This is a genomic window from Vibrio sp. 10N.261.46.E11 (assembly GCF_041472735.1).
Classification (GTDB): Bacteria; Pseudomonadota; Gammaproteobacteria; order Enterobacterales; family Vibrionaceae; genus Vibrio.
Map to the genome: position 1 here is coordinate 24,542 of NZ_JBFRQW010000019.1, position 15,864 is coordinate 40,405.

The following is a 15,864-nucleotide window of genomic DNA, read 5'->3' on the forward strand; positions in this document are numbered from 1 at the left end:
ATGAAGATATTTTATTATCTAAAACATGCCTTGCTCTCTATCGCACCTCGTTTGTATTTTTCAAAACAGTTTGAAAAGCTGGAAAAGTCATATTCCGGTCAAGCTGATTATATAAAAAGCAGAGTAAATTATTATGTGAAAGGGCTCAGCGACTTTGATAAGGCTAGTCTAAGCTGCGAGATTAGTAATTATTCTCGCAAAGGCTATACATCTTATTTCTTTGATCTTAAAGAGTTTCTTTATTATTTTCCAAAGTACTTTCGTTTCAGTTACTACTTTGGTGATGAAACGCATATAGAGCCAGTTCCAACTTTATTTAAAGCTCGTCCGATTGATGGGAACAATAGTAACTCTGTACTATTTAAATTAGATAAGCGTCGTCATTTCCGATTCGTGGATGATAGCTTAAGTTTTTCTGATAAAAAAAATATGGCTGTGTTTCGTGGTGCTGTGACTCAACCACATAGAATTCGTTTTATGCAAACTATGTATGGTCATCCACTGATGAATGCCGGTCAATCGAATACTTCAGAGCAACACCCTGAGTGGCAACAACCATTTATGACAGTAGAAGAGCAGCTTCAATACAAATTCATTATTTGTCTTGAAGGGAACGATGTTGCATCAAACTTGAAATGGGCAATGTCTTCAAACTCACTTGTCGTTACTCCAAAAATGAAATTTGAAACCTGGTTTATGGAAGGCACTCTGCAGCCGGGCGTGCATTATGTAGAAGTGAAAGATGATTGGTCAGACTTTGAGCAAAAAATTCAATACTATTTAGACAACCCTAAAGAGTCTGAACAGATGATCAAAAATGCGCATGAATACCTTGCTCCTTTCCAAGATGAACAATTAGAAAAATTGGTCTGCATTAAAACACTTCAAGAATATTTTAGACTATCTGGCCAAGCTATTAACGAACACGCTATTAACGAGCAAGACAAATGAAAATTCTGATTATTGGCCCATCATGGGTTGGAGACATGGTGATGTCTCAAGGCTTATATATTGAGTTGCAAAGACAGTATCCTGACGCAAAAATTGATGTTTTAGCGCCAGCATGGTGTAAGCCTATTTTGGAAAGAATGCCACAAGTCAATCAAGCGCTTGAAATGCCACTAGGGCATGGGCAATTTGATCTGAAATCTCGTTATAAGATCGGCAAATCGTTGAGGGAAGTTCAGTACGATAAAGCGTACGTATTACCTAACTCCGCCAAATCAGCTTTAATTCCCCTGTTTGCACGCGTTCCTGAACGAGTTGGCTGGAAAGGTGAAATGCGTTTTGGTTTGCTTAATGACGTTAGAACCAATAAAAAAGCGTTTCAATACATGTTAGAGCGGTATGTAGCGTTAGCGCACCCTAAAGCTGAAATGACGGGTAGTGGTTGTTTAGGTGAATTGTCATCATTACCTTTTCCAAGCCTACAAGTTGTTGACTCCAGCCAACAAGAGGCTATGGAGCAATTTGGTTTAAACAATCAAAGGCCTGTCCTTGGTTTATGTCCTGGTGCTGAGTTTGGTCCTGCGAAACGTTGGCCTGATAATCACTTTGCAACAGCAGCGACAGCGATGATAAAGCAAGGTTACCAAGTGTGGCTGTTTGGCTCGGCTAAAGATCGTGAAGTAACCCAAAAGATAATCGAACAAGTCCCTGTTAATATGCAGCAGCATTGCTTCAATTTAGCTGGAGATACGAGCTTAATTCAGGCTGTAGACTTGATCGGGGCTTGTCGTACTGTCGTTAGCAATGATTCTGGGCTGATGCATGTGGCCGCTGCGGTGGGCTGTAATGTCGTGGCTGTTTACGGCTCTAGTTCACCTAAATATACGCCTCCGCTAACGAACAAACTGGCGATCATCAATACCGATATTGAGTGCCGACCTTGCTTTGAACGAACTTGTCCCAAGCAGCACCTAAAGTGCCTCACTGAGTTAATGCCGAGTAGAGTCATTAGTGCTATTGAGCAGTTTGATGTTATTTCCCAAGGCAAAATATAAATAAGGTCGTTATATGAGCATCGTCGTTCGTTGGGCCTATACCGCGCTACTTTTCCTTGTTAGCCCTATTCTGCTTTGGGGCTTATATCGCTCCAAAGCAAACAAACCGCCTTTTGGTCATCGCTGGAAAGAGCATTTCGGATTTACACCGCCTATTAAGAATAGACAATCGGGTGTGATTTGGATTCATGCCGTTTCAGTAGGGGAAGTGCTGGCGAGTAAAAAGTTAGTTGAACAACTGGCGATACAAAACCCAGATAAAAGAATACTGATCACTACAACAACGAGTACAGGCGCTGAGCAGGTCGAAAAGATGAGCGGTTCGATTAGCCATCGTTATATGCCTATTGATTTTAGTTGGTGTGTTCAACGTTTTATCAACCGCGTTCAGCCAGATAACATGCTCATTATTGAAACGGAATTATGGCCAAACACCATTAACACCGTTGCTAAAAATGATATTCCGATGATATTAGTTAATGGACGATTATCCGAAAAATCAGCCAGTAATTATCAAAAAATGAGTTCGTTAATTTATCCGACTATCTCTAAGTTAAATTTAATATTGACGGTACACTCTGATGATAAATCTCGATTTGAGTTGCTAGGTGCGCCGAGCGAAAAAGTCATTGTCACAGGGTCAATTAAGTACGATGTGTCGATTGATAATAATGTCATCACACAAGGTGAACATCTTAAAAGGATTTTGGGGCAGGGTAGACAGATTGTTGTCGCCGCGAGTACCCATGCCGGTGAAGATGAACAGATTTTTAGGGCCTATCAACAAGCCAAAAGAGAACTGCCAAAATTACTCTTAGTGATAGTACCTCGTCATCCTGAACGGTTTGACTCAGTTGCAGAACTGGCTCAAAACCAAGGCTTAGTTTTAGTTCGTCGAACCGAAGTTGTTGACGAGTTACCGCTCGATGTCGATGTCTACCTAGGAGATACGATGGGAGAGCTTATGGTTATGCTTTCTGCGAGCGATCTTGTCTTTATGGGAGGAAGCCTACTTGGAAAGAAAGTAGGAGGGCATAACTTCATCGAACCTGCGCTGCTTCAAAAATACTGCTTAACAGGGCCGAGCTATTTCAATTTTGCGGACCTGGCGAATCAATTGATCGACTCGAGCGCACTGTCTGTTGTAGCCGATGAGAATGAGCTTGCTTTACAAATGATCAGTGCATTATCCAAGCCTAAAGAGTTAATTGAAAAAGGGCGAATAGGCTATGGTATAGTTCAACAGAATCAAGGTGCGTTACATAAAACACTCCAATTGATACATCATTCAGCCACCAATAATCAGTCAACCAATATTGAGACATCACCATGATCAAAACTTTTGTTATTCATGTAAGCAAAGGCTACGAAGAACGTAGAAAACATATAGATAAGCACCTGCCAGAAGTGGGCATCACTGATTACGAATATATGTTAGCTGGTGATATCGATGATCTATCTGATGAGGTTAGAAATGGTTTTTTTGACGACTCACTGAGGCTCCCTGAGAAGTCTTGCTTTTATAAGCACTACTTAGTGATGAAAAAAGTCGTAGAAGAACAAATTCCACAAGTATTAGTGTTAGAAGATGATGCTTTTTTAAATAGCGATTTTATTGAGCAACTAGAAGCTTTCCAAAGCGAGCTTGCTGGTGAAGAAAAGTATCTTGTAAATATTGAAGAGGCATCGAGCTTAGTACCTGCATCAGTAAGAGTTCCAAATCAACATCTGTACTTGTGTAAAACGAACAAGCTTACTGGTGGTTTGCTTTATGACCTTAGTTTTGCTCGTGCAATGGTAGAGCATATGGAAAGCAATATAACTGACGCACCTATTGATGGTTATATTGGTAATGAGCGAACGACATTAGAGTACAATATTTTTTGGACACACCCACCTTTGGTTCGTCAGGGTAGTAAAACCGGTGCATTTGATAGTGAGTTGAGTGGTAGAACCTCAGGGCTTTATGCGACGGTTAGAAGTTGGTTTAAAGAGGGATACCGAACTCATGTTCGAAGCCATGTCAGCAGCAAGCACAAAGCACTTTTTAAAAATATTACGAAGTACTAAATTATGAAATCAGAATTGGCTAGAAAACACTTAACATTTGTCATTTATGGCAATGATAGAACTTACTATCAAGGCGCAAGGTTTTGCATTTTGTCTTTTTTAGCCAATTGGGTTGAGGCAAATGGAACTAGGCCTGAAATTTCTGTTCTAGCGGAAGAACCTGAGCACTTCGCTAATATGCCAATTAAAGTGTTTCCGATATCGCCTGATCAAAAGGCTGAATGGAGTCTAGACAATACTTATCACTTTAGAATCAAGAACCGCGGCTTAAAATATCTTTGTGATAATTTAGAGTTGAGTCCTGAAGATAAACTGCTTTTTCTAGATACAGATACGTACTTTAACGTGCCAACAAACGTTTACTTCGACTCTATATCGGATAAAAACGCGTTACTGTTTTGCTCAGAAGTGAACATCAATACTTTGCCAAGCACCAATGAATACGCACATATCAGAGATAGAGATATAAAGCTTATGGATGGCAGTGTCTACCGCACCAATCCAGACTCAGTTATGTGGGCGTCGGCAGTCATCGGTATCACCGGAAAACACACATCAGCTTTTGATCATGCCGATGTGTTGATTCAAGCGTTACGTCAAGAAGGGTGTGAGGCACACACTTTAGAGCAGTTTGCGTTATCTGAAGCGCTCTCTACACAGGTGAATATTGAACCAGCGAAAGCTTGGCTCAATCATTATTCAACAAGTGGACGAAAAGACTGGGCGAGAACGGTGTTGGAACAGTTCTTTGAAGCACATGGAGATAAACCATTTGAAGAGCAAATACGCTTAGCTAAAGAAGTGTGCTTCAAGCGCCCTCTTGCTGAAGTGATTCGAGGGCATATCTATAAAAAGAAAAAGAAACTTCGTAAGTTATTTGGTTTGAAAGAAGAATAAATCACAGTTTCTCAAGGGTACTCAGTTTGTGTACCCTTGTTCAATTTGTGAAAAATCAAAGTGCTGAGCATCAATCCTTCCCAATCGAACTTCTTTTTCGAATGAGCGCTTAAGTCGCTTTAAATTACTCTCTTTCCAGTTATTACCTGTTTGCGTTACGCATTTATCGAAATCAATAATCCAAACCTTGTCTGCTTTATCAACGAGAATGTTATGGATATTGAGGTCGGTATGATTGACCCCGGCATCGTGCATTTTTCGAATTTGATGGCCAATATCGTTGAAATGGGTATCGGATAGTTTTTTGTTCGACAGTATCTTTACTAAGTCTTCGGCGTCGGAAATCTTTTCAATTAAGATATCGGCTTTGTAAACCAGCCCTTCTCGCGACACCTTTGCAGCAACTGGGCTTGGGACATTAACTTTATGTGTGGCTAGAAGCTCAAGTAACATTAGCTCTTGGTATGCTCGTGAGTTCTCTAATCCAGTAAATAAATAGCTGTCTCTAACTAGCTTTCCAAACAAGCCGCCGCGATGATAATGTCGAAGAGCGAAATTGCTTTTTTCTCCCTTAACAAACCATGTTGTTCCTCTACCTTGAGCGTGCCCCAGTATTGCTTGATTCGCCTTCCAATAATCCACAGAAAAAGCCAATTCAACGTCTTCGGTGAGTAATTTAGGATTATACCAGTACGTTGTTTTATGGATTTGCTTTGTTGTAAACATGAATCACTGTCTCGTATTGGGGAGTTTATGGCATACTTGGTAGAACAGTATATCAAACGCCGAACAGATTAATGAACGATTCATGTAGTTACCAAAAAATATTAGTTGTTGCCACTCATTGCATTGGTGATAGTTTGTTGATCTCTGCTTTTACCCATAGTCTGAGAAAAGCGTTTCCGACCGCCACAATAGATGTTTTAGTTAATGCTAGAGGGGAGATGGTTTTTGGTACCAATCCAGACGTTGACTCTTTAGTTGAAATTCCGCCAAGAGCATCCGTTAAGGACTATTACCGGATTTTAAAAACGCATGGTCGATATGATTTAGTCGTCAATGAAATGCTTAATGATAGAACAGCTATCTATAGTTTTATCTTTGGTAAGAAAAGACTTGGTGCAATTGATGAATCGCTTTCTGGCGCCTGGGTTAAAAAGTTAATTTATACTCATTACATTAAAGAACAGCATCGCTTTGAGCATAAAATGAGTCGCGTTGCTCGTATGCTGGATACCATAGATGTTAATTGTATTGCACGGCTAGTCTCTCCCGAAGAGTTATTACCTTCAGTGGTTCAAAAGAGATTGCCATCAAACTACATTGTTGTGCATGCGCCATCCTCCAACGAAATTAAGCAGTGGCCAGTCTCGTATTGGGTTGAAGTCATCAATCGTCTGATATCTGCAGGTTATAATATTGTCTTATCTGGCGCTAAATTAGAACGAGACGAGACCATTGTTGAACAAATCATGAGCCAAGTCCCTAAGTCGACCCAACTGGTCAGTGTTTTAGGGGAATTATCTTTAGCTCAAACCTCTGTATTAATAAAACACAGTGATGGTTTTGTTGGACCTGATAGTGGCCCGGGTCACCTCGCATCCGGTTACTCGATCCCAATTGTATCTATTATTAGCGTAGCGCCAGCAAGCATGTGGTCACCTTGGCCATATGCAGAGCCAATTGATGTAACGAACAATTTATACAGTAATGGTGTTAGCTCCCAAAGGGTCGCTAATATTCGACTTGTGCAATCTGAACGTAACTGCGTCCCTTGTTATAAAAACAGATGTCAGATTAGCGATGATGTCTATTCGCCATGCCTTCAAGATATCAAGCCAGATAACGTTGTTTCTGCTGTTCTAGAAATGATGCCATTGGAATCGATCAATGAATAACGCTCTTTCTGCTCCCAAATCTATTTGTATTCTGCGCTTATCTGCCATTGGTGATGTTTGTCATGCCCTTTCTGTGGTGCAACTTATTCAAGCTACCTATCCAGAATGTCAGATCACCTGGGTTATGGGTAAAATCGAAGCTCAATTGCTTGGTGATATACCGGGGATTCAGGTTGTCGTGTTTGATAAAAAACGCGGCCTAAAAGGAATGAAAGAAGTATGGAGAGCCTTACGACACACTCGGTTTGATTATTTACTGCATATGCAAGTTGCATTAAGAGCCAGTCTGTTAACGTTAGGAATAAAGGCAAAAGTAAAACTTGGTTTTAGTTGGACACGTGCCAAAGAGGGGCAGTGGCTCTTTACCAACCGCAAGCTACCAAAAACGGACGCATCTCATGTGTTAGATAATTTCTCTGAATTTGCTTACTTTTTGGGGTGTTCCAAACAGGTGCCGACATGGGATCTTGCTTTGTCTGATGAAGATCAAAGACTATCGATGGAGCTTGCGCATGAGCCGTATATTGTTATTAGCCCTGCCGCGAGTAAAGATGAGAGAAACTGGTTAGTTGAGCGCTATGCCGCTGTCGCCGATCACGCTTATCAGTTAGGCTTTAAAGTGGTTTTTTGTGGTGCACCAACGGATAGAGAGCGCAATTTAACCGACAATATCTCTCAGCACATGACATCACCTTGTATTAACTTAGTAGGCTCAACCTCGTTAAAGCAGCTTACCGCAGTGATTGGTCAATCCAGTGTAGTGATCGCTCCTGATTCAGGGCCTGCACACATTGCGACGACTCAAGGTATCCCCGTGATTGGTTTGTATGCGCACAGTAACCCAATGCGAACAGGGCCTTACCATAGTTTAGACAATGTGGTTTCTGTCTATGAACAGATTGCTGAAGAGCAACACGGCAAAGCGGTTAGTGATCTTCCATGGGGAACCCGAGTCAAAGGAAAAGATCTTATGGCCTTTATTTCTACAGAATCGGTGATTGAGCAGCTAGACCGTGTGTTAGGCCGATTGAAAAACAAGAAAACATCCAGTGAATAAAGGAATGTCATGAAAATAGCAATTTACCCAGGTACTTTTGATCCAGTGACTAACGGCCACTATGACTTAATTAAACGTGCCGCATGTATGTTTGAAAAACTTGTCATTGGTGTCGCAGAGAGCCCAAGTAAAGCCACCTTATTTAGCTTAGATGAGCGTGTGGCCTTATTGCGAGAAACTTGCCATGAATTACCTAATGTCTCAGTCGAAGGCTTTAGCGGCTTGCTGGTTGATTTCGCGACCGAGCAAAATGCCTCAATTTTGGTGCGTGGCTTAAGAACGACAATGGACTTTGAGTATGAATTTGGTTTGACGACAATGTATCGTCGGTTGAAACCAGAACTAGAGAGCCTGTTTTTGACGCCTTCTGAAGAGTTTGCTTTTCTATCATCAACATTGGTTCGTGAAGTGGCTATTCATGGTGGAGACATAGAGCAATTTGTTCCAGAGTGTGTTCATCAAGCTGTTGTCGCTAAAGTAAAAGCTTTTAAAAATTAAGTGATTATGAATATTCTAATGTATACAAGAGCCACGTTACCTGTGGTGAATTATGGTGGAACCGAACGAGTCATTTGGGACTTAGTTTATGCATTGCATCTTGCTGGGCACCGAGTGACGCTGCTCGCTGGTAAAGGAACAAAGTGTGATTGGGCGAGAGTCATAGAGTATCAACCGAATGTACCACTGCAAAGTCAGCTTCCAAATGATATTGATGTTGTACATTTCCACTCTGATCTAGAGCCTATCTCGTATCCCTACATTTTAACGCAGCATGGTAATTCAGACGGCCCTATTGACCCTAATACCGTCTTTGTTTCATCTCAGCATGCAAAAAATCATGGTGCACAAGCTTATGTTTACAACGGCTTGAATTGGGACAACTACCAAAAGCCTAACTTTAACTTGAAACGAGAACGTTTCCATTTTCTTGGGAAAGCGGCGTGGCGAGTTAAAAATGTTCAAGGTGCCATTGATATTACCAAGAAAGCGGGCCAGCAGCTTGATGTCTTGGGCGGCCATCGATTGAACCTAAAAATGGGTTTTAGGTTAACGCTAGATCGTCATGTTCGTTTTTTAGGGATGGTGGACGATACCACGAAATCTCAGATCATGACTCAGTCAAAAGGTCTGATATTCCCCGTGACTTGGCATGAACCGTTTGGCTTAGCGATTACAGAGAGTTTGTATTTTGGTTGTCCAGTGTTTGGTACACCCTATGGCTCACTGCCGGAATTAGTTTCTAGTGAGGTAGGTCTTTTATCGAGCAGTGAACAAGAGCTCGTAGAAGGAATCTTAAATTCTGACACCTATGATTCAGCTCGTTGTAATGAATACGCGAGAGAGCAATTCAATGCCAATGTCATGGCTGCAGCGTATGTGAGTTATTACGAGAAGGTAGTTGAAGGTAGTAAAGCTAATAGTGCATTAGGAAGTATTGTCGAGTCTTTTAAAAGGTTGCCTTATGAACGATAAATTGAAACCAAAACTGGTTTTTGTAGGCTATAAACAACAGTATGAAAAACTAGAAATTGATGTGCTATCGTCTGATTATGAAAAGCATCATATTTTCTTAAGCAAATGGTTAGTGAAATTAATCTCTTTTTTATTTTTCTACAGTAAAAAACACTATCATGAGGCTTATGGAGCGATCATAAGACGAAGAATAAAGGCGCTAGATGGCTTCGATGTCATATTCACCACCGATTCTTTGAGAGACATTAAGTCAATATCAAAGGTTGATGGAAGAAAAGTGATTGTTTTCAGAAATGTCACAGATGGAAGTCTGAACCATCACCTAAACGATTTCGAAACGTATACTTTTGATGAAGGTGATGCAGAAAAGTATAACTTTAAGCATATTTACCTACCTATGCCTCAACTGAAAATCATCGATGAGATAGAAAAATCATCTGATTTCGATGTTTCTTTTGTTGGTGTGGATAAAGGAAGGAAAGAAAAGGTTCAAAAAATAAAAGAGGCATTGGGTGACTTTAAGTGCAACTTTATCGTTTTTGACAAAAAACCGTCTTATTCCTATGTTGAATACCTAACCGTGATGCTCAATACCAAATGTGTATTGGAAATGGTTCTTGATGGACAGACGTCTGACACTATGAGAGTGAAAGAAGCGCTATACGCAAGAAAGAAAGTCATCACTAATAATACGAGTCTTTATAACCACCCTTTGTACTCAAAAAATAACTTTCTGATATTTGACTCTTTAAGTGAACTTGCCAGTAATATTGAAGGCTTTATGTCTAGCGGTTTTGACGAGTCAGTGTTGACTAAGCTTGAAGATTACACAGTAGATGGTTTTTATCACAAACTGCTATCTGGTAATGGTGAATAGACTCGTTATGAAAAAAATTATACGCAAGATAAAGAAGCTAATATTCATTCGCGACCAAAAAAAGCAGAGGAATTTCCTTTCTCGAAAATCAAACTTTACAGACACTCAATTTGAAGGCTGTAACTCAGTGGCAAACGGTTGTGATGTGAATGCTTCATATATTGGCTTTGGTACTTATATTGATACACATTGTAATATGAACAATGTCAAGATAGGTCGTTTTTGTTCGATTGCTAATAATGTGAAAATTGTCTTAAATAATCACCCGGTCAATGATTATGTTTCGACTCACCCATGCTTTCATCGTGCAGATCATCGATTGATGCAGAAACAAGGGCTGGACTTTAACAAGGGTACTATTTACTCGCATACTCAGTATGTTGAGGAGCATTACCAAGTTGTTGTTGGATCCGATGTTTGGATTGGTGAAGATGTGAAGATATTCCCGGGAGTGACTATCGGACATGGTGCTGTTATTGCAACAGGTTCTATTGTGACCAAAGATGTAGAAGCATTCAGTATTGTGGGTGGTGTTCCGGCGAAAGAGATTAAGAAGCGCTTTACTGAGCAGGAAAGGGAAGCTCTTTTAATGGAACCGTGGTGGGAATGGCCACTTGAAAAAATCAAAGAGCATCAAGGGGCCTTCATTAACATCAAAGATTTCACACGATTGATTAGCTAGAGTTTTCTAATTAATTAATCAATCGAGTCTATATGCCTACGTGTAGGTTTATACCCATATGTAGGTTAATAACCCACATATGGGTCTTGTCCATTCCTGCGTGTTTTTAACAACTTTAAAATCCACATGTACTGTTCAGGTCTAGGGTTAACAAAACCTTCAACGACTTCATTCATTGCTCTAGCGTCTTGATGTTCATCGCCAGATAACTCAATGGGTGCTTTAATTTCGATTTCGTATTTACCCGTCTCAATATTATAGCTGGCAAAGGTCGGAACGATCTTCGCTCTGCTTACTTTTGCTAGTTTTCCAAGTCCGGGCAAGGTTGCTTTTTCAGTCGCAAAGAAGTCTGAGAATACACTTTGCTCTGGACCATGGTCTTGGTCTGGCAGGTAATATCCCAAGTAGCCATCTTTGACTGATTTGATAAAAGGCTTAATACCGCCACTGCGATCATAAACTCGCCCGCCATACTGAACTCTTTGCTTGTGCATTAACCAGTCGGTCAGAGGATTTTTCTGGCTATTGGCCATCGCAGAAACGGGTAAGCCTCTTGAAGCTAAAAGGATCGCCGGAATGTCGATGCACCAAGAGTGAGGTACGAGCAAAATAGCACTTTGATTGCCTTTTTGTAGCTGTTGTAAGTGTTCTAATCCAATGATTTCTGAGTGTTTTTCAAGCCAACGTTTACTGCGTAATGATATAGCAGGAAAACCAAGTAAAAAGGCGCCAGCCGTTGTTAGGCAATTGGTTAGAATGGTTTCACGCTCTTGAACAGACTTTTCTGGAAAACAAAGCGCGAGGTTTATACGTGCCTTTTGTACTGAGCCACGTTGCTTCTTCGCCATTTTTGTCGCCACGAATTTTGCGATGGCTACTCGAATCGAGTTTGGCAGCAAAGAAATGGGCAGGCATAGGCATAGCCCGAGCCAAGTTCCCCAGTGTTTTGGTGATAAAAACGCACTGATGAATTTAGGATTGTATGCTTTAGGATCGTAGTCGTCGCGTTGAGTTGTCACTGTAAACCTTTAACTGGCGATATAGATTGAACAAGCTAACAGTATATCGTTAGCTTGTTTTCGAGATAATGTAGTCTAGCGATTAACTGACTGCATGTATTCGCTGACGCCTTCAGCAACCGATTTAAATTGAACATCGCAACCGGCATTGCGCAGCTTAGTTAAATCAGCTTGAGTAAATTCTTGGTAAGCGCCTTTCAAATGCTCAGGGAATGGGATGGTTTCAATCTCTCCCTTACCATGATGTTTGATCACCGCTTTTGCGACTTCTTCAAATGATTCAGCATTACCTGTACCTAGGTTGAAGATACCGGAAACGCCATTTTTTAAGAACCATAGGTTTACGGCCGCAACATCACCCACATACACAAAATCACGCTTGAAGGTTTCGCTTCCTGCGAATAATTTCGGGTTTTCACCGGCGTTCATTTGATTGTTTAGGTGGAATGCGACAGAAGCCATGCTGCCTTTGTGCTGCTCACGTGGACCGTAGACATTGAAGTATCGAAAACCAGTGATTTGAGAAAGCGTTTCGTTGTGTGCGGTTGCATCTGCAGTTAAGCGACGCACATAGTTATCAAATTGCTGTTTTGAATAGCCGTATACGTTTAGCGCGCCTTCGTACTGCGGCTCTTCAATAAAGGTATCGGTTTCACCATAAGTGGCAGCAGAAGAAGCATACAAGAACGGAATCTCACGCTCGATACAGTAATGCAGTAACTCTTTAGAGTATTCATAGTTGTTGAGCATCATGTATTTGCCATCCCACTCGGTGGTTGCAGAGCATGCACCTTCATGGAAAACAGCCTCAATGTGACCGAAATCATCGCCAGCCATAACTTGAGTTAGAAAGTCATCACGATCCATGTAATCGGTGATATCTAGGTCAACCAGGTTCTTAAATTTTTTGCCATCTTTTAAGTTGTCGACAACTAGAATATCGTTATGGCCTGCTTCATTGAGCGCCTTAACAATATTGCTGCCAATCATGCCTGCACCACCAGTTACGATAATCATATTTCTTCCTACTTTTTTGAATACAAACTCACACGAGTATAGCAAGGAACAAACGAAGCGAGCTAGCGGAATAATTCTTTAATTCTAGTGTGATATGATTGTGTTAATCTAGTCATTATTACCTACTCACAACGCGATCTTGTTGGCCTTAGTATGAAAGATTCTACGTCTTCGACTTTTGTTTGAAGGCCGGCTTACGCGCGACATGAGCGTTGTTTAGTCGCAATTGATTCTGAACTATTTTAGTTGCTGAGTATTTGAGCTGGTATTAACGTATCGAACTATCCTTCGAATAGTAATAAATAGATTTGCAAAATTAGAAAAACTTTTCCTTTGAATTTTAGGGTTTTAGAAATCTCATGAAGATATTAGTTACAGGCGGTGCTGGCTTCATCGGTTCAGCAGTCATTCGTCACATTATAAATAATACATCTAGCAGCGTCGTGAATGTTGATAAGTTGACTTATGCGGGTAACTTAGAGTCTCTTGTTGATGTGGGAGAGCACGATCGCTATGCATTTGAAGCGGTGGATATTTGTAATCGTACTGAGCTAGACCGTATTTTTGAGCAGCATAAGCCTGATGCAGTAATGCACTTGGCTGCTGAATCTCATGTAGACCGTTCGATTGACGGCCCTGCTGCATTTATTGAAACTAATATTGTTGGTACATATACATTACTTGAAGCGACTAGATCCTATTGGAATGAGCTTTCTGAGAGTGATAAAGCTGCTTTTCGTTTCCATCATATCTCTACTGACGAAGTCTATGGCGATCTAGAAGGTACGGATGACTTGTTTACCGAGACGACGTCGTATGAGCCATCAAGCCCATACTCCGCTTCGAAAGCTTCTTCTGATCATCTCGTCCGGGCTTGGCTACGCACCTATGGTTTACCAACCGTCGTCACTAATTGCTCAAATAACTACGGCCCTTATCACTTTCCTGAAAAATTAATCCCATTGATGATCTTGAATGCTCTTGATGGGAAACCTCTGCCAGTGTATGGCAACGGTATGCAAATCCGTGATTGGTTGTTTGTTGAAGACCACGCTCGAGCGTTGTACAAGGTGGTCACTGAAGGTGAGGTTGGTGAAACCTATAACATTGGTGGTCACAATGAAAAAGCAAACATTGATGTTGTTAAAACGATCTGTTCATTACTTGAAGAATTGGTGCCCAATAAGCCAGAAGGTGTGGGTAAGTACCTTGACTTAGTTACTTATGTCACGGATCGGCCTGGGCATGATGTACGTTATGCAATCGATGCTTCAAAGATTGAACGTGAATTGGGTTGGAAGCCAGAAGAAACTTTCGAATCAGGTATTCGTAAAACGGTCGAGTGGTACTTAGAGAATAAACAATGGTGGTCACGCGTATTAGATGGTTCTTATGCTGGTGAGCGCTTAGGTGTTTCTCCTGAGCTAGTTGTAAATGGTAAGGTTGATAAGTAATGAAAGGTATTGTTCTTGCTGGAGGCTCAGGCACGCGTTTATATCCACTCACTCGCGGTGTGTCAAAACAGCTTTTGCCCATCTATGATAAACCAATGGTTTTTTACCCAATTTCGACGTTAATGCTCGCTGGTATCAAGGATATTTTGATTATAACTACAGCTGAAGATAACGCTGGTTTTCAACGCCTGCTTGGTGATGGTTCAGATTTTGGCATCAACCTTGAATATGCCATTCAACCAAGCCCGGATGGTTTAGCGCAAGCTTTTATCATTGGTGAAGAGTTTATTGGTGATGACTGTGTTTGTTTGGTGTTAGGGGATAATATCTTCTACGGACAGTCTTTTTCTAGAACCCTGCAAAATGCCGCTTCAAAAGAGTCTGGAGCTACTGTTTTTGGTTATCAAGTCAAAGATCCTGAGCGTTTTGGGGTCGTTGAATTTGACGAAAAAATGAAAGCTGTTTCGATTGAAGAAAAGCCGGCAATACCAAAGTCTAACTATGCGGTAACCGGTTTGTATTTCTACGATAATCGAGTTGTAGAAATGGCAAAGCAAGTGAAGCCGTCTCTTCGAGGTGAGTTGGAAATTACCACGCTTAATGAAATGTATTTAAACGATGGTTCTCTGAATGTGGAACTATTAGGCCGTGGTTTTGCCTGGTTAGACACTGGCACACATGAGAGTCTTCATGAAGCTTCATCTTTTGTACAAACTATCGAAAATGTACAAGGGCTAAAGGTTGCTTGTTTAGAAGAGATAGCTTGGCGTAATGGTTGGTTAACTGATGAGCAAATGTTAACGCTTGCTAAACCAATGATGAAAAATGAATACGGTCAGTACCTAGAGAGGCTCGTAAACAGTGAAAGCAATTAAGACTAAATTAAAAGACATTTTGATAATTGAACCTAAAGTTTTTGAAGATGAGAGAGGCTTTTTTATGGAAAGCTTTAATCATTCAAACTTTGAAAAATTAATTGGCCGAAGCGTTCAATTTGTTCAAGATAACCACTCTAAATCAGGCAAGGCTGTACTTCGAGGTCTGCATTATCAAATACAGCACCCGCAAGGTAAGCTTGTTCGAGTTGTCCGTGGAAGAGTTTTAGATGTCGTGGTCGATCTACGGGCTGACTCTCCAACCTATAAACAGTGGCAATCGTTTGAGCTGAGTCAGGAGAATAAGAAGCAATTATGGATTCCTGAGGGTTTTGCCCATGGTTTTTTGACATTGACAGATGAAGTCGAGTTTTTGTATAAAACAACCGATTATTACTCCCCGCAAAGTGAACGTTCTATTGCCTGGAATGACCCAGAATTAAAGATCGATTGGCAATTAGATGAAGAAAGTTTGATCGTTTCAGATAAAGATAAGAATGGGCTGCTACTTAAAGATGCAGAGCATTTCTAAAAATAAGGTT

17 protein-coding genes are annotated in these 15,864 nt (G+C 40.9%); 14 read left to right on the forward strand and 3 right to left on the reverse strand.

From position 1 onward, the window contains the following. The 5 genes from AB4407_RS06480 to AB4407_RS06500 are packed head-to-tail and all read left to right on the forward strand — an operon-like array spanning position 1 to position 4,970. Positions 1-951: a glycosyl transferase family 90 gene (locus AB4407_RS06480; RefSeq protein WP_372119707.1), complete on the forward strand. Its 951-nt coding sequence runs from the start codon at positions 1-3 to the stop codon at positions 949-951. Beyond that, positions 948-2,003 carry a lipopolysaccharide heptosyltransferase II gene (waaF, locus tag AB4407_RS06485; protein WP_009847976.1) on the forward strand — a complete coding sequence of 352 codons (1,056 nt, stop codon included), beginning with the start codon at positions 948-950 and terminating at the stop codon, positions 2,001-2,003. Before AB4407_RS06480 ends, waaF begins: the two co-directional genes overlap by 4 nt. A 13-nt stretch (positions 2,004-2,016) precedes the next feature. After that, complete coding sequence (gene waaA, locus AB4407_RS06490; RefSeq protein WP_372119710.1) at positions 2,017-3,336, forward strand: lipid IV(A) 3-deoxy-D-manno-octulosonic acid transferase; 1,320 nt, start codon at positions 2,017-2,019, stop codon at positions 3,334-3,336. Beyond that, the gene (locus AB4407_RS06495; RefSeq protein WP_372119712.1) at positions 3,333-4,073 is read left to right on the forward strand and encodes a glycosyltransferase family 25 protein; all 741 of its coding nucleotides are present in this window, start codon (positions 3,333-3,335) and stop codon (positions 4,071-4,073) included. Before waaA ends, AB4407_RS06495 begins: the two co-directional genes overlap by 4 nt. Positions 4,074-4,076: 3 nt before the next feature. Next, complete coding sequence (locus AB4407_RS06500) at positions 4,077-4,970, forward strand: hypothetical protein (protein WP_372119714.1); 894 nt, start codon at positions 4,077-4,079, stop codon at positions 4,968-4,970. 21 nt (positions 4,971-4,991) lie between these two features. On the opposite strand, the gene AB4407_RS06505 is transcribed toward AB4407_RS06500, so the two are convergent. Beyond that, entirely contained in the window at positions 4,992-5,696 is a 705-nt protein-coding gene (locus AB4407_RS06505) for a 3-deoxy-D-manno-octulosonic acid kinase (RefSeq protein ID WP_372119716.1), read from the reverse strand. A gap of 71 nt (positions 5,697-5,767) precedes the next feature. Between AB4407_RS06505 and AB4407_RS06510 the strand changes: the two genes are divergently transcribed. From AB4407_RS06510 to AB4407_RS06535, 6 genes are read left to right on the forward strand one after another with little or no spacing between them, the layout of a single operon-like run. Then, positions 5,768-6,868: a glycosyltransferase family 9 protein gene (locus tag AB4407_RS06510; protein WP_372119718.1), complete on the forward strand. Its 1,101-nt coding sequence runs from the start codon at positions 5,768-5,770 to the stop codon at positions 6,866-6,868. After that, positions 6,861-7,925 carry a glycosyltransferase family 9 protein gene (locus AB4407_RS06515; RefSeq protein WP_372119720.1) on the forward strand — a complete coding sequence of 355 codons (1,065 nt, stop codon included), beginning with the start codon at positions 6,861-6,863 and terminating at the stop codon, positions 7,923-7,925. Before AB4407_RS06510 ends, AB4407_RS06515 begins: the two co-directional genes overlap by 8 nt. 9 nt (positions 7,926-7,934) lie before the next feature. Then, positions 7,935-8,423, forward strand: a complete 489-nt coding sequence (coaD, locus tag AB4407_RS06520; protein WP_017097381.1) for a pantetheine-phosphate adenylyltransferase — start codon at positions 7,935-7,937, stop codon at positions 8,421-8,423. Between the two features lie 18 nt (positions 8,424-8,441). After that, positions 8,442-9,398 carry a glycosyltransferase gene (locus tag AB4407_RS06525; RefSeq protein WP_372119722.1) on the forward strand — a complete coding sequence of 319 codons (957 nt, stop codon included), beginning with the start codon at positions 8,442-8,444 and terminating at the stop codon, positions 9,396-9,398. Then, positions 9,388-10,275 (forward strand): lipopolysaccharide biosynthesis protein, encoded by an 888-nt coding sequence (locus tag AB4407_RS06530; protein ID WP_372119724.1) that lies wholly within the window; start codon positions 9,388-9,390, stop codon positions 10,273-10,275. Before AB4407_RS06525 ends, AB4407_RS06530 begins: the two co-directional genes overlap by 11 nt. Positions 10,276-10,282: 7 nt before the next feature. Next, positions 10,283-10,957, forward strand: a complete 675-nt coding sequence (locus AB4407_RS06535) for a CatB-related O-acetyltransferase (RefSeq protein ID WP_372119726.1) — start codon at positions 10,283-10,285, stop codon at positions 10,955-10,957. Positions 10,958-11,022: 65 nt separating this feature from the next. On the opposite strand, the gene lpxM is transcribed toward AB4407_RS06535, so the two are convergent. Together lpxM and rfaD are read right to left on the reverse strand one after the other, a co-directional pair. Further along, a complete protein-coding gene (gene lpxM, locus AB4407_RS06540) occupies positions 11,023-11,976 on the reverse strand; it encodes a lauroyl-Kdo(2)-lipid IV(A) myristoyltransferase (RefSeq protein ID WP_372119728.1) in 954 nt (317 codons plus the stop codon). 75 nt (positions 11,977-12,051) lie between these two features. Next, positions 12,052-12,993, reverse strand: coding sequence for an ADP-glyceromanno-heptose 6-epimerase (rfaD, locus tag AB4407_RS06545; protein WP_029222819.1), 942 nt, complete (start codon positions 12,991-12,993; stop codon positions 12,052-12,054). A gap of 359 nt (positions 12,994-13,352) precedes the next feature. On the opposite strand from rfaD, the gene rffG reads away from it, so the two are divergent. From rffG to rfbC, 3 genes are read left to right on the forward strand one after another with little or no spacing between them, the layout of a single operon-like run. Then, positions 13,353-14,447 carry a dTDP-glucose 4,6-dehydratase gene (gene rffG / locus AB4407_RS06550; RefSeq protein ID WP_372119730.1) on the forward strand — a complete coding sequence of 365 codons (1,095 nt, stop codon included), beginning with the start codon at positions 13,353-13,355 and terminating at the stop codon, positions 14,445-14,447. After that, entirely contained in the window at positions 14,447-15,322 is an 876-nt protein-coding gene (gene rfbA, locus AB4407_RS06555; RefSeq protein WP_372119732.1) for a glucose-1-phosphate thymidylyltransferase RfbA, read from the forward strand. Before rffG ends, rfbA begins: the two co-directional genes overlap by 1 nt. Further along, on the forward strand, positions 15,309-15,854 hold the full coding sequence (rfbC, locus tag AB4407_RS06560; RefSeq protein WP_372119734.1) for a dTDP-4-dehydrorhamnose 3,5-epimerase: 546 nt from the start codon (positions 15,309-15,311) through the stop codon (positions 15,852-15,854). The genes rfbA and rfbC overlap by 14 nt, the downstream gene beginning before the upstream one ends. The last annotated feature ends 10 nt before the right edge of the window (positions 15,855-15,864 follow it).

Coding starts and splice junctions, on each gene's coding strand:
- AB4407_RS06515 (WP_372119720.1), top strand. CDS start 6,861: ATGAATAACGCTCTTTCTGCTCCCAAATCTATTTGTATTCTGCGCTTA.
- rfaD (WP_029222819.1), bottom strand. CDS start 12,993: ATGATTATCGTAACTGGTGGTGCAGGCATGATTGGCAGCAATATTGTT.
- AB4407_RS06530 (WP_372119724.1), top strand. CDS start 9,388: ATGAACGATAAATTGAAACCAAAACTGGTTTTTGTAGGCTATAAACAA.
- AB4407_RS06525 (WP_372119722.1), top strand. CDS start 8,442: ATGTATACAAGAGCCACGTTACCTGTGGTGAATTATGGTGGAACCGAA.
- AB4407_RS06510 (WP_372119718.1), top strand. CDS start 5,768: ATGAACGATTCATGTAGTTACCAAAAAATATTAGTTGTTGCCACTCAT.
- rfbA (WP_372119732.1), top strand. CDS start 14,447: ATGAAAGGTATTGTTCTTGCTGGAGGCTCAGGCACGCGTTTATATCCA.
- AB4407_RS06505 (WP_372119716.1), bottom strand. CDS start 5,696: ATGTTTACAACAAAGCAAATCCATAAAACAACGTACTGGTATAATCCT.
- waaA (WP_372119710.1), top strand. CDS start 2,017: ATGAGCATCGTCGTTCGTTGGGCCTATACCGCGCTACTTTTCCTTGTT.
- rffG (WP_372119730.1), top strand. CDS start 13,353: ATGAAGATATTAGTTACAGGCGGTGCTGGCTTCATCGGTTCAGCAGTC.
- AB4407_RS06535 (WP_372119726.1), top strand. CDS start 10,283: ATGAAAAAAATTATACGCAAGATAAAGAAGCTAATATTCATTCGCGAC.
- AB4407_RS06480 (WP_372119707.1), top strand. CDS start 1: ATGAAGATATTTTATTATCTAAAACATGCCTTGCTCTCTATCGCACCT.
- waaF (WP_009847976.1), top strand. CDS start 948: ATGAAAATTCTGATTATTGGCCCATCATGGGTTGGAGACATGGTGATG.
- AB4407_RS06495 (WP_372119712.1), top strand. CDS start 3,333: ATGATCAAAACTTTTGTTATTCATGTAAGCAAAGGCTACGAAGAACGT.
- AB4407_RS06500 (WP_372119714.1), top strand. CDS start 4,077: ATGAAATCAGAATTGGCTAGAAAACACTTAACATTTGTCATTTATGGC.
- coaD (WP_017097381.1), top strand. CDS start 7,935: ATGAAAATAGCAATTTACCCAGGTACTTTTGATCCAGTGACTAACGGC.